At 44.0% G+C, this 13,812-nt stretch carries 11 protein-coding genes; 6 read left to right on the top strand and 5 right to left on the bottom strand.

The features are described 5' to 3' along the window. Window positions 1-33: 33 nt before the first annotated feature. Together MHN81_RS01850 and MHN81_RS01845 are read left to right on the top strand one after the other, a co-directional pair. Complete coding sequence (locus tag MHN81_RS01850; protein ID WP_239424895.1) at window positions 34-948, top strand: AAA family ATPase; 915 nt, start codon at window positions 34-36, stop codon at window positions 946-948. A gap of 9 nt (window positions 949-957) precedes the next feature. Further along, window positions 958-2,052: a general secretion pathway protein GspB gene (locus MHN81_RS01845; protein ID WP_239424894.1), complete on the top strand. Its 1,095-nt coding sequence runs from the start codon at window positions 958-960 to the stop codon at window positions 2,050-2,052. Between the two features lie 41 nt (window positions 2,053-2,093). Here the strand turns inward: MHN81_RS01845 and MHN81_RS01840 are convergent, their stop codons facing one another. Next, entirely contained in the window at window positions 2,094-3,287 is a 1,194-nt protein-coding gene (locus tag MHN81_RS01840) for an HD-GYP domain-containing protein (protein WP_239424893.1), read from the bottom strand. 177 nt (window positions 3,288-3,464) lie between these two features. Here MHN81_RS01840 and MHN81_RS01835 point away from each other — a divergent pair, with 177 nt between their 5' ends. Continuing rightward, window positions 3,465-4,775 carry an amidohydrolase gene (locus tag MHN81_RS01835; protein ID WP_239424892.1) on the top strand — a complete coding sequence of 437 codons (1,311 nt, stop codon included), beginning with the start codon at window positions 3,465-3,467 and terminating at the stop codon, window positions 4,773-4,775. Window positions 4,776-4,795: 20 nt separating this feature from the next. On the opposite strand, the gene rluA is transcribed toward MHN81_RS01835, so the two are convergent. After that, the gene (gene rluA / locus MHN81_RS01830; protein ID WP_239424891.1) at window positions 4,796-5,449 is read right to left on the bottom strand and encodes a bifunctional tRNA pseudouridine(32) synthase/23S rRNA pseudouridine(746) synthase RluA; all 654 of its coding nucleotides are present in this window, start codon (window positions 5,447-5,449) and stop codon (window positions 4,796-4,798) included. Between the two features lie 70 nt (window positions 5,450-5,519). Further along, on the bottom strand, window positions 5,520-6,365 hold the full coding sequence (locus MHN81_RS01825) for a DeoR/GlpR family DNA-binding transcription regulator (protein ID WP_239424890.1): 846 nt from the start codon (window positions 6,363-6,365) through the stop codon (window positions 5,520-5,522). A 56-nt stretch (window positions 6,366-6,421) separates the two neighbouring features. On the opposite strand from MHN81_RS01825, the gene MHN81_RS01820 reads away from it, so the two are divergent. Together MHN81_RS01820 and MHN81_RS01815 are read left to right on the top strand one after the other, a co-directional pair. Further along, window positions 6,422-7,075 (top strand): HAD-IA family hydrolase, encoded by a 654-nt coding sequence (locus tag MHN81_RS01820; RefSeq protein WP_023400810.1) that lies wholly within the window; start codon window positions 6,422-6,424, stop codon window positions 7,073-7,075. Next, the gene (locus MHN81_RS01815) at window positions 7,069-7,356 is read left to right on the top strand and encodes a hypothetical protein (RefSeq protein WP_036976864.1); all 288 of its coding nucleotides are present in this window, start codon (window positions 7,069-7,071) and stop codon (window positions 7,354-7,356) included. Before MHN81_RS01820 ends, MHN81_RS01815 begins: the two co-directional genes overlap by 7 nt. A 33-nt stretch (window positions 7,357-7,389) precedes the next feature. Here the strand turns inward: MHN81_RS01815 and MHN81_RS01810 are convergent, their stop codons facing one another. Together MHN81_RS01810 and rapA are read right to left on the bottom strand one after the other, a co-directional pair. Further along, complete coding sequence (locus MHN81_RS01810; protein WP_239424889.1) at window positions 7,390-8,880, bottom strand: hypothetical protein; 1,491 nt, start codon at window positions 8,878-8,880, stop codon at window positions 7,390-7,392. 168 nt (window positions 8,881-9,048) lie between these two features. Beyond that, entirely contained in the window at window positions 9,049-11,946 is a 2,898-nt protein-coding gene (gene rapA, locus MHN81_RS01805) for an RNA polymerase-associated protein RapA (RefSeq protein ID WP_239424888.1), read from the bottom strand. 411 nt (window positions 11,947-12,357) lie between these two features. Between rapA and MHN81_RS01800 the strand changes: the two genes are divergently transcribed. After that, entirely contained in the window at window positions 12,358-13,758 is a 1,401-nt protein-coding gene (locus MHN81_RS01800) for a PhoH family protein (RefSeq protein ID WP_023400814.1), read from the top strand. Window positions 13,759-13,812 lie beyond the last annotated feature (54 nt).

Raw genomic sequence — 13,812 nt, 5'->3', positions numbered from 1 at the left:
ATAGGCAGCATTCTAACAATAAAGAGACAGATCGTGTATTTACGCTATTTTGGTTTAACGGAGAAACCGTTTTCAATTGCGCCGAATCCTGAGTTTCTATTTTTAAGTGATCGCCACAAAGAAGCGTTGGCACATTTAACCTATGGACTTGGCGATGCCGGTGGCTTTGTATTACTAACAGGGGAAGTGGGCACTGGAAAAACCACGGTGACCCGCAGCATGTTAGCGCAATTACCCGAATCCACTCAGGTCGCGTTTGTCTTAAATCCAGCATTATCAGAAATGGAATTGTTAGCGAGCATTTGTGACGAGCTACATATAGAATATGATGCAAAAGACGCAACACTTAAATCGTTAACTGACGTGATTAAAAAAAGGTTGCTGGATAATCATGAGCAAGGTGGCCACACCATGCTGATCATAGATGAAGCACAGCATCTTGCGGCAGAAGTGCTAGAGCAGCTTCGCTTGCTCACCAACTTAGAAACGGATCATAAAAAATTACTCCAAATAGTGCTTGTCGGGCAGCCTGAGCTGCAACAACTATTGCAGCGCAATGAGTTGCGCCAGCTGGCACAGCGCATCACCGCACGGTATCACTTATTACCATTGACGGAATCGCAAGTATTTTCATATATCAAACACAGGCTGAATAAAGCGGGATGTCAAAACCATTTATTTAGTAATGAGTCGATAGCTTATATCCACCAAGTTACAGCTGGGATCCCTAGGCTTATTAACTTACTGGCTGATCGCTGTCTGCTAGGTGCGTATTCTGCCCAGCAGCAAGAGATCAGCAAAGAAATTGCACAGCAGGCGGCAAAAGAAGCCTTGCCACTGAATTTGATCCCAGAACAACAAACCAAAAAGCTCAATGTACCTGTATTAATTTCAGGTTGGGTGGCCGCCATGTTTGCATGCGGTTTTGGTCTTTCATATTTATTTTAATGGTGTGTCATGTCTTATCTTGTTAATGCATTAAAACAATCACAACAACAGTCAAAATCTGAGCAAGACTATGTACAAGCACGTCAATCAGCACAGGTGGCTTTTTATAAACGTTTAAGTCTCGGTCTTGGTGGTGGGCTTATTAGTGTTTGCGCATTAAGTGCTGGCTACTTTTTAGGACAAGCGGTACAAGCACCTGAAGAAGCGCAGCAAGCCGTGGTTACACAAGTGGCTGAAGATGATAAATCCACCGCCACAGAGCAACCAGCAACGAAAACTGCGGACAATGTCGAGAACACAGAGGCTACCCCTGATACTACAGTGGCCTCTGCCGTTACACCTGCTGTTGTGCCTGCTATACCAGTGGCCAGCCAAGTTCAGCAGCCTGTGCTTATGCAGCAACCTGTGGTTCAAGGCGTGGTGAACAACCAGATCCATTATCAGTGGATGTCGGTACAGGTTGGCTTTGACGCCAGTGGGAGAGCTGTGTACTCACAGCAATTGGTACCAGTTAATAGCCAAGGGCAAATTGTAAACGTACCAGTGCAAAGTCAAGTACCACAAGTACAACAATATGCGACGGCCGGGCAGTTTGTGCAGCCTAATATGACTTACCCACAGCAGTCGATGGTGGCAGCAAATAACGGCCAAACGTACAATCCAAACATGGCTCAGCAGTATACAAATAACCCACAAGTTAACCAGTTTAATGGGACGCAAAACGTTCAAGAAGATGAGTTGGCTGGTGTGTCAGATGAACTAAAACAAGCATTTGCAGCGGCTGTAGAAGAAACACGACCAGCATTTACTGTGAACTCTGGTGACGAGGAAGATGTGGTATCTAGCAGTAGAGATACTGCACATGCCACGCCTGTTGAGCTGTTACCACCAAAATTACAAAACAGCATTCCTTCTTTGCGCTATCAAGCTCATATTTATGCGACCGAGCCAGAGAAGCGCTGGATAAAATTAAACAACCGAGAGTTATACGAAGGGGATAATCTTGGGGCATTGACGATTGTTGAGATCACGCCAGAGCAAGCTCTTTTTGATTTTGACGGGATTGAGTTTACCTTGAACGCAATGCAGGACTGGATCCCATAACTCAGTCACTGTGTGGGCACCTTAGCGCCGCAAGTCGGTCGCTAAGGTAACATCGAGTGACGGAAAAACTTAATTAAATCAAGTCCAAACTCTTCAGGCTTAACTGCGGCTTCTAACTCATCATCAACACGTTTATCGCTCAAGTCGATATCTCTCACTTCAACATGGAACATGTTTTTCGCGTTATAAAATACTTTAACTACAGGCTGTAAAGGAGAGTCCGGGTTGCTGGCTGCGACAATGCCGACTCGGTGGCTTTTAAGTTTGACGAGTGTGCCGACAGGGTACATGCCAATACAGTGAATAAACTGATTGAGTAGATTCTCATCAAATTCATGTGGACAGCCATCTTTGAGTTTTCTAAACGCTTTTATCGGCGCCATACCAACTTTGTAGACTCTGTCAGCGGTAAGTGCATCGTAAACATCGACTATTGAGATCATGCGAACGTATTGAGATAACTCCTCGCCTTGTTTTGCATAAGGGTAACCTGTGCCATTTAATCGTTCATGATGAAAGCCGGCGATTTCTGAGGCGATGTCACCGAGCCCACTGTCTTTAACAATATCGTGGCTGAATTTGGCATGCTCGCGCATAATGGCGAATTCGTTTTCACTGAGTTTGTCTGGCTTTTGGAGTATTTCGTCAGGTATTTTGATTTTGCCAATATCATGCAACAGCGCACCAGTGGCCAACTCTTCAATGAGTGTACGCTCAAAGCCTAGGTGTTTCGCGAAGATGCTCATTAAAATAGAGACATTCAGGGAGTGTTCTAACAAATAGCCATCTTTTTCACGGATCCGCGCAATACAGGCTAGAGCATCTTGGTTTCTAAAGACCGAATCAATAAATCCTGAAGCCGTTGCTTTAAAGTCCGCAACATCGATTTTGCGCCCTTCTTTGATATCTAAAAAGGTTTTCTCTTGGAGCTGTTTCGCCTGTTCATACATCTGCACTGCATGACCAAGCTCAGCTTCAACAGGCACTGATTTATGCCATGGATCCTGTTTAGGCGCTTCGGTGATCTCTTCGACCGTTTCTGTTTCAGGTTGAGATTGATCCAGTGTTTTATCGGGATCTATTTCAACTTCTAATACACCTGAGTTGATCAGGTTATTGATCCCTTTTTCATTTCTGACCCAACCCTGATTTTTTACACGAACATGTCCGGCTTGTTTGATCACGCCAACAACAAACATACCAGGTTGTAAATCTTTGATATTTATTGTTTTCACAGTATAAAAATCCCCCTGTAGAGAATTTAAGCTTAGCAAATGGATGTAAAAATGAAAGGGAGAAAAGTGTTCAGATCTTAATATGATAACGGCAAGTGATCGCTTATAAAGTAGTTGCATTTACCAGCATTTGTTTGCAAGCTGGTATGACTTTTTCAACTTAATAATAATAACCTTATGAAAACATTGCTCACATCAATGGCGTTATTGTGTTGCGCCAATCAGGTTATCGCCAGTGATTTAGAATCTGCGGTTAGTTTATCGCTGCCAAAATTAGAACAACTTTATCTCCATCTCCACCAAAACCCTGAATTATCGTTGCAAGAGAAAAACACCGGAGCGCGCTTGGCGCAGGAGCTCAGACAGCTCGGGTTTGATGTAACAGATCGCGTTGGCGGATATGGTGTAGTTGGTCTGTTCAAAAATGGACAGGGGCCGACCGTGATGATCCGTGCAGACACCGATGGTTTACCAATCATAGAACAAACAGGCAAGTCATATGCCTCTAAAATCAGGGTGCAGGATGCAAACAACAATACGGTAGGCGTGATGCATGGGTGTGGTCATGATATCCATATGACTAGCTTTATTGGTGCAGCTGAGCAGTTGATAAAGAATAAACACCAGTGGAAGGGCACCTTGATGATGGTGGCTCAGCCAGCAGAAGAAGTTGGCGCAGGTGCCAAGGCAATGTTAAAAGAAGGGCTATTTAGCAAGTTTGCCAAACCAGATCATGTGTTAGGCTTGCATGTCAGTGCATCATTACCTGCTGGTAAAGTAGCTATCTCTCCTGGTTATGCGCTTGCCAATGTCGACTCAGTGGATATTACTGTAAAAGGGCAAGGTGGTCATGGAGCTTACCCACACACAACAATTGATCCTGTGGTACTTGCTTCTCGTATTGTGCTTGGGATCCAGACCATCACAAGTCGAGAGATCTCGCCGCTGAAACCTTCAGTGATCACGGTAGGATCAATACATGGCGGATCTAAGCACAATATTATTTCTAATGAAGTAAAGCTGCAATTAACTTTACGATCTTACGACAGAGAAGTGAGAGATCAGCAAATAGCCGCGCTAAAACGGTTAACACAAGGGGTGGCCATCAGTGCTGGATTACCCGCAGATAAAGCGCCTGTAGTGTATGTGCATGAATCTGAAAGCATTCCATCCACATACAATGATCCTGCGCTTGCCAATGCTGTAACAGCCAGTATCAAAAACGAGTTAGGTGAAGAGAATGTTGTCAAAGCGGATCCTGTTATGGCGGGTGAAGACTTTGGTTTGTTTGGGCGCACCGCAGAAAATGTGCCGATCACTATCTTTTGGCTAGGCGGTGTAAACCCGCAGGATTATGCAGCGGCGCAAAAAAATGGCACCGTTTTGCCGTCACTACACTCAAGCAAATTTGCACCAGACTACCCGCTGGCTTTAAAAACGGGCGTGCGTGCAATGACTGCCAGTGCGCTAGATCTATTTAATCAATAACTATAAATGCCGACCGGATCCTAAAACGGATCCGGTGCATTAAACTGCATCATTTCGCCGCTGACAGGATGGCAGATCTCAAGCATTTGTGCATGTAATTGTAGCCTATTTGCCGCTTTCAGCGCATCTCCTCGGGCATAAAGTCTATCGCCTAGAATCACATGTCCAAGAGATTGCATATGCACGCGTAGCTGATGGGAGCGCCCCGTGATAGGTGTAAGAGAAACGCGTGTCGCCAGTGGTTCATATTCAAGTACTTCAAAGTGCGTCAGTGAGGGCTTGCCCGACTCGTGGCAAACCATTTGTTTGGGGCGGTTGGGCCAGTCACAGGTTAAGGGCAAATCGACAGAGCCATGCTTGGTCTCTAATTTACCAAATACACGTGCGACGTAACGCTTTTTAGTGAGCCTGTCTTGAAACTGGATACTTAAAAAACGATGGGCTTCTTTGTGCATTGCTAAACACAGTACACCAGAGGTTGCCATATCCAAGCGGTGCACAATTTTTGCGTTTGGAAAAACGCGATTAACGCGATTAATTACGCTGTCCGCATGCTTTGGATCTTTGCCGGGGACGGTTAACAAGCCGCTTGGTTTATTGATCACCAACATATGTTCATCTTGATATAAAATTTCAAGGTAGGGATCGGTAGGCGGATTGTAATTTAAAAGCACAGCAAAATTCCAAAAGAGATCAAAACGGGCATATTCTAACTGCCTATGCTCAAAAGGCCAAGTAAGGGGACTAGCTACTTGGCACAATGGTTACTTCTATACCAAGTGCTTTGATATTGGCTTGAACATCTGGGCGCACACCGACATCAGTAATAACATGATGGATCTTCTGTGCAGGCACGATTTGAAAAGTCATGGTTTTATCTAATTTATCATGGGGGCCCATAAGTATGGTGCGATCAGCTTGCTCGATCGTTGCTCTGAGTACTTCCGCCTCTTCCAAATAACTCACACAGAAACCGTGTTTTACATGAAACGCGCAGATCCCCATAAAGACTAAATCAAAACGAATTTGCTTGATCATCTCGATGGCTGAATTTCCGACTGTACGCATTGCTGGTTTAAACATTCTTCCACCAATTTGTATTACTTGTACTTGGGGATGTTGCATGAGATCTTGAACAATTAAAGGGCAGCCTGTGACGACAGTTAAAGGTAGGTTTGCGGGTAAATTTTGCGCCAAATAACGACAGGTTTCTCCCGAATCAATCACAATAGTTTGGCCCGCTTCAAGCATATCGAGTGCGGGTTTTAAAAAACGCTTTTTTGATGGATCTGGTGTACTTAACCTATCGAAATAATCCGGCGTGTCTTCCTGTAAAACCAAGGCGCCACCATGAACACGGCGCAGCAGCTTGAGTTCACCCAACTTGTTAAGATCGCGCCTGATCGTATCTTCACTTACGGCCAGTGTTTTGGCCAGTTCTACCGAAGTGATCCTGCCATGCAGGGTGAGTTGGTCTAAGATCAATTGATGCCGTTCAGCGAGTAGCATTTTGCATGTTCCTGCGTTTTTTTGCCGAATTTTACTTGATCTAATTGGGATCGCAAGCGTATTATTTGCTTGTTGTTGCATGTTTTTACGTTTTTTTTATTTTCTTTGCATGTTTTTGCATTTTTTAAGGAGGAGGTATGGAGTTGTTTTGTGACTTATCTAACTATCGAGGCATTATCTTTGATATGGATGGAACGTTAGTTGATTCTGATAAAGCCATAGCGAAAGCCATTGCACCTTGGTGTCAGATGCATCATCTGGACTTAGAAACTGTGCTTAAAGACGGTCGTGGTGTACGGTTTGAAGATTATATCCGCCAGCATTTACCTCACTTGGACATTCATCAGGAAACCAAGAATTTAGAAGGCGCAGAGGCCACATTTTCCGCATATGTATGCGAAATTGCTGGAGCCGGGAGGTTTATCACCCATTTGCACGAACGACAAATACCTTGGGTATTGGCAACGTCAGCGGATCGGGAGAATGCGCTTCAGCGCATGCAACACTGTGGTTTACCAAAGCCGCCATATTTAGTGGGGGCTGAAGATGTGCAAAATGGTAAACCTGATCCAGAGCCGTTTATTAGCGCAGCTAAAAAATTGGGTTTACCTTGCCGAGATTGTTTAGTGTTTGAAGACTCTGATGCTGGTGTACAAGGGGCATTGGCCGCCGGGTGTGACGTGGTGGTGGTAGGGCGGTTTTGCCAGTTGGAGCATCCAAACATTGTGGCGAGAGTTATAGATTATTGCTGTTGGAATACCGAGTTGTCACAGGGGAAACAAGCATGTTGAAGGCAGTTTGGAGCCATTTATTGACAAGTAATGAGCGCTATTGGGATTTCGCCGGAATTTTATTTGGTGGGATAGGTGCATTTGCTTTACTTGGACAGTTGCTCAATGAAATAAATCGTCACGGTGAAAGCACATTGTCGATGACATTTTTATTTGGGTACGTTGTTGTATTTATGTTTTGGTTACTCTATGGGGTCCGCTTTAAACGGCCTGCCATTGTCTTGACTAATTTAGCCTGCCTAGCACTGCAATCAATGATAGTTGTTGTGGTCATTGGTTAGAAAAGTGGGGACACATGATGTCCCCATATGTTCTTAGTTAGCAGCTGGGTAGGGGCCAGCGTCATGAGCAAATTTAAATACAGCTTGTCGACCTGTCGCACAGCTTTCACCTGGCTGATATTGGCAGACTGAGAGGCCATCTCGGGCAAACTTGGTTATTTCAAAAATGTTTTCTTGTTGGTTAATCAGCGTGTGCAGGTTGCCATCAATGAAAGAGAAGGTACCGGTGCCCGCAGGTGATTTAACTCGGTTAACAACCTCCCCATTTTCATCAGGAAATCGACTGAATACGTAAGCTTCTTTTTGTGCTTCATACTCTAGGGTCATTGGGGTGTTTGAAAAGATGTTTCTTGAGAAATCTTGTATGCCAAACTCTTCATCATACTCGATTTTTAATATCCATTTACCTTGCATCTTCAGAGGACCTTGGGGATAAAATTCAGAGCTAAAATGATGTGCAACATAAAGTGTATTGCCTTTTTTTGCGAGTAATTCATAGAAGAATTCACAACTAACATAGCAGCTATTATCAGGACAATTTAATACGACACCTTGTTCTGGGTGTTCTAGTTTTTCCCTGACAAGCTGACCAAGGTGGTTGAGTTCCCACTTTGACGCCGTATTGGCGACACTTGCAACCGCAATTTGGTCAGGGTAGTAGTCATGAAAACGTCCAGAAGCCTTGCGCCATTGACCAATGATTTGCTCGTAAGTGAGCGCGAGATCCTGTTTTTCGATCATGTAGCCACTGATCCACTTGGCTTGTTTTGATTCTTTATTTACGTGTTTTGCGACAAAACGTAGCCCGATGTCGTCAATGTATTCAAATATGCGTAGCACAACTTTCATGGGCTCATTGTTACGCTGATAATTAAGAATGAGCTTTTTCCCTTTCAGCTTCCATGTTAGGTCACTCTGTGTGTTGTCCCAATGTTGTACAATTCCAGTGCCTTTGTCATGAAAAGTGACCGAAGCTGAGCTGTTGCTTTTAAACCAAGGAGTATCAGCATGTGTTACTTCATCAATATTTGCGATTTCCCAAGTTTTATTTACCAGTTGTGATTGCCACCTTTTCAGCTGGCGTTGTTTTACTAACAGCGCTTCACCTGAGATCGTATAGGTATCAACGACCTCTTGTGTTTCTTTATGCCAAACCTGAAAGTGTTGTGTGTAGGGGCTTTGTTGTTGTGTTTTTGAATTGAAGCTTAACCCTGTTAACTGGTGTATATAGGTTTCATTCTCGGACAATTGTATTTCGAATTGATTTTGCGGCTGAGAAAGTTGCGCCATGATTTGTTGTTGAGGTTGCCACTGCCACTGGGCGGATACTTGAAAGTCGCCTGATACAAGGACTTGATTGTTAGGTTTAAAGCTTAATTTATAGGTCTGATCTGTGCCTGCACTATCGATTATAAAATAGTTTCCAATGGGCGAGGTGCTTTTGGCTGCATATGTTTGCATAGATACTGTGGCCAGCATGAGAAGGCTGAGCATAAAAAGTGAGGTTATTATTCTTATCTTCATAGTCATTTCCTTGATTGTATAAATCTTGACCAAGTTACCAAGCTTTTAAATCATACACAATAACTATATTTTCTGTATGAATTTAATAATAAATAATGGGTTTTTTGGCTGTTGAGAGGGGGGATAGGCAGTAAAGCGGGGCTTTACTGCCTGATATTGAATAAATAGTTATTGGTTAGAAACCACAATTAAGCGAATGGCATCGAGTTTAACTTGCGCTTTAGAGATATGTTCGCTGAGTTGTGTTTTTTGTTTATCAAACACCTTAATCTCTTCGTCACGAATATTAGGGTTGATCGCTTTTAGTGCGGTAAGGCGGTTTTGCTCTTCGCCTAATCGCGTTTTCATGTCTGCTTGTGCCTGACTTTGCAATGTTTCTAGCTGCTCATTTGCCATATCAGTTGCTTTGGCGATCAGTGGGTGGATCCCAGATTGAAGTGCATTGGCGAGCTTACTGGCCGTTTGACGACCAACAGCAGACAACTGCTGGTTAAATGCATCGAATGCAACATTATCTGCGAGGTTATTGCCCGCTTTATCCATCAACACACGTATTGGCGTCGGTGGTAAGAAGCGTCCTACCTGCAATGATTTCGGCGCGGAGGTCTCTGCTACATAGATAAGTTCAACAAAGAAAGTACCGACTGGTAACTTGTTGTTTTTAAGCAATGCGACTGACGCACAGCCAAAGTCATCATCACAGATCATGTCCATGACGCCTTCTACCATAGGGTGATCCCAACTGATAAATTGTGCATCTTCTTGAGACAGAGATGTTGAGCGATCAAATGTGACCGTGATGCCGTCATCTTTCAAACAAGGAAAAGATGGATTGAGCATGTGTTCTGTCGGCTTCAGAATAATGGTGTTTTCACCTTTATCTTCTTGGTTAACGCCAAAGATATCAAACACATTAATCATATAAGCTGGCAGGATAACATCGTCGTCGAGCGTTTCAATTTCACTGACGATCTGCTCGGCACGGCCTTGACCGCTTGAATGTAGTTCAAGGAGTCTATCCCGACCTTGCTCCATTTTGGCGCGAAGTACTTTATTTTCCTTGGCAACTTGCTCAAGTAGTGGGTCTAGCTCTTCTTCGTCACAGTTGTGAGCTGCGATAAACTCGAGTAAATCTTCAGAAAACTCTTTAAAGAGTAGCTGGCCTGTGGTGCTGGTGGTTTCAAAAGCATCTAATGCTTCGTTGTACCAGCGCAGTAACACTTCTTGTGCGGTATTGGCAAAATAAGGCACATGAATATTTACATCATGTTGTTGGCCAATACGGTCTAGACGACCAATACGCTGCTCTAATAGATCTGGGTTCAGCGGTAAGTCAAATAGCACTAAGTGATGCGAAAACTGGAAATTACGCCCTTCAGAACCAATTTCAGAGCACAGTAATACCTGTGCACTGTCATATTCGTCGGCAAAATACGCTGCTGCGCGATCACGTTCAATAATAGACATGCCTTCATGGAACACCGCTGAGCGAATGCCTTCACGTTCGCGCAGGGTTTGCTCTAGGCTGATCGCGGTTTGTGCTTCTGCACAGATCAAGAGCACTTTTTCATGTTTTAACTCTTTGAGTTTTTCAATCAGCCAATTTACGCGCGGATCAAACTGTGTCCAGCTTGCGCTTTCCCCTTCAAACTCTTGGAAGATTTTTTCTGGGAACAATGCGCGTAACGCGCTTTTTTCAGCCGTTTGAATGCCACCCATATTGCCTAAAACAGACATAGCTGTCTTGTATTGTTTCGGCATTTCGACCGCGTGAGCGTGGATTTTTCGGCTTGGGTAGCCTTTAATACCGCTGCGGCTATTTCTAAACAAGATACGGCCGGTTCCGTGACGGTCAAGCAACATACCCAGTAGTTCTTGTTTTGCACTTTGTTCTTTTTCTGCGACACGCTTAAGTAACTCAGAGATATCAGTTTCTTTGAGTAGCTCAGTGATGGTCTGCGTGGCTTTTTCATCCAGTTCAGTATCTTGCAACAATTGGTTTGCCGCATCAGCAATTTCTTTGTAATTGCTCTCTTCTGCAACAAATGCATCGTAGTCATAGAATCTATCAGGGTCTAATAGCTGCAAGCGGGCAAAGTGACTGCGATGGCCCAGCTGATCAGGTGTTGCAGTTAATAGAATGAGGCCTGGAATATCTTGGCTTAGTTCAGCAATACGCTGATACTCAGTACTTGGTTTGTCTTTTTCTACGGTTAAGTGGTGTGCTTCATCGACAATGAGCAGGTCCCAATCAGCCAGAGTCGCCTGTTCAAACCAGCGGCGCTTTTTGGTGATAAACTCAAGACTTACCAGCACCAATTGTTCAGTTTCAAAGACGTTAGGAGAGTCGGCAAATGCTTCGTCACAGCGCTCTTCGTCGAAAATAGAAAAGTGTAAGTTGAAACGACGCAACATCTCTACTAGCCACTGATGTTGCAGGCTTTCAGGAACAACGATCAACACTCGGCTGGCGCGACCAGTAAGAATTTGCTGATGCAAAATCATGCCGGCTTCGATGGTTTTACCGAGTCCTACTTCATCAGACAGCAAAACGCGCGGTGCAAAACGCTGTCCTACTTCATCGGCAATGTACAACTGGTGCGGAATTAAGCTCGCACGTTGACCGATAAGGCCTTTTAGATGAGATTGCTGACGGTTAAACTGGTGCTGCCAAGTTTGGTAGCGCAATGTGTAGCGATCAAATCTATCGACTTGACCCGCAAATAGCCTGTCTTGAGGCTTATTAAACTTAATGAAGTGATCTAAAAAGGTTTCTTTTAGGCTGACAGTTTCTTCTGTGTCTAGACGAACACCATGATAGCAAAGCAGATCCCCTTGCTCTTCGATGCTCTCTACACGCATTTCCCATTCTTCGACACTGCGGATAACATCCCCAGGATTAAATGCTACACGAGTCACCGGCGCTTCTTGTACAGAATAAACGCGGTTTTCTCCACTGGCGGGAAACAGAATGGTTACTTGTCGACCCTCTAAGGCGACAATGGCCCCTAAACCCAAATCTGATTCGGTATCGCTTATCCAGCGCTGACCTAAGGAAAAATTCATGGTTTTCTCATCTTCGCAGAAAAAAGGCGGCTATGTTACCGAGAAGCAAAGCCTTGTTCAAGATTGTAAAAACACAATAAATGTGCCTTACAGCGTGGTGTTGTGCGGGTTTTACCAAATAACTCGTACATATTTGTTGTTTGCTCACCGTTGATTGTTTTTTATTGTGCAATAGTGGCTATTAAGCATAGTCAAACATACTCATAGTTGGAGATAAAATATACGATCCAATTGATTAAAAAAAGTGACAATGCACATATCTGGAAATAAATAGGGACAGTTTCAAACTGCACTTTTTGTCATAAAAACGACTTTTGTGACAAATAGACTAAAATTAAGTTAGAGCGATGTATTGTGTGGCGAGCAATGCAGTGTTCAATCATAGAAATTGCAGACGAATAGGAATGCACTATGGGAAAAGATGACCTCGACCGGAAAATATATGTACTAGACACCAACGTTTTACTTCATGAGCCCCTCGCTTACCTCTCCTTCCAAGAACACGATGTTGTGATCCCCATGACAGTGTTAGAAGAACTTGACCACATCAAAGATCGAAAGCGTGATGTCAGCAGAGATGCGCGGGTTGCAATTCGTAGCCTCGACGATGTCTTAACCGATGCAACACCTGAGCAAATGTTAGAAGGTGTTGATTTACCTAAAGTACAGAGAGACCCGAATAAACCAGCCAGCAGTGGCAAGCTCATTATCGTCAACGACCATTTATACCCTGATAGTATCTCTGGTCTGCCCGGCAATGAAAATGATCACAGCATTATCAACTGTGCATTGCAGTTGCAAAAACAGTATGTAGAAAAGCGTGTAGTCTTGGTGACCAAAGACATCAATATGCGACTTAAAGCAAAAGGAGTGGGATTAAAATTTGTTGAAGATTACCGCACTGACCAATTAATTGATGATATTAATTTACTCACTTCAGGGTATAACAAGTTCGAAGGCGACTTTTGGGCTACTGTTGGTGAGTGTCAAACTGAGCAACAGGGCCGTTATAGCTTGCATAAAGTGCCAAAGTCGCTGATGCCGGAAGTCTTTTACAATGAATATTTACTCGATGGCAGTGAGCATTTTGCAGCCCGTGTTGTCGGTTACGATGAGGCCCATGTCACCTTAAAGGACATCAGTGTTGAGCGTTTAATGCATCAACAAGCTTGGGGGGTTAAGCCAAAAAATGTGTATCAAGGTATGGCTTTAGATGCTTTACTCGACCCTAATATTGAACTGGTGGTACTCACCGGACCTGCGGGGTGTGGTAAAACTTTATTGGCATTGGCCAGTGCGCTAGAGATGATCATTGAAAAAGGGGTGTACGATAAAGTCATTGTTACCAGAAATACGCCAGAAATTGCCGAAAGTATAGGTTTCTTACCTGGCACAGAAGAAGAGAAAATGGCACCGTGGTTGGCAGCGATCACTGATACCTTGGAAGTACTTCACAAACATGATGAAAGTCCAATTTCCAGTCGCAATTACATAATGGAGAAGGCGAATATTCAATTCAAGTCTGTGAACTTTATGCGTGGGCGGAGCATTCAAAATGCAGTGGTGATCTTGGATGAAAGTCAAAATTTAACGGCATCGCAGCTGAAAACCATTATTACGCGCTGTGGCGAAGGGACTAAATTGATATGTACCGGGAATTTGGCGCAGATAGACAGCAACTACTTGACGCCGGTGACCTCCGGATTGACCTATATTGTTGAGCGCTTTAAAGATTTTGAAGGAAGCGCAACAGTCAACCTCAACGGGGTTGTTCGCAGTAGACTGGCGTCGTTTGCAGAAGAGAACTTGTAAAACACGCTGTGAGCCATTATTGACTCGTTAGCAGGTAGCTGGTGGATAGCGGTG

Origin of the sequence: Pseudoalteromonas sp. Of7M-16, assembly GCF_022347805.1 — a bacterium.
In the GTDB taxonomy this organism is placed as follows: Bacteria; Pseudomonadota; Gammaproteobacteria; order Enterobacterales; family Alteromonadaceae; genus Pseudoalteromonas; species Pseudoalteromonas luteoviolacea_F.
This window is presented reverse-complemented; position numbering and strand designations above follow the sequence as displayed.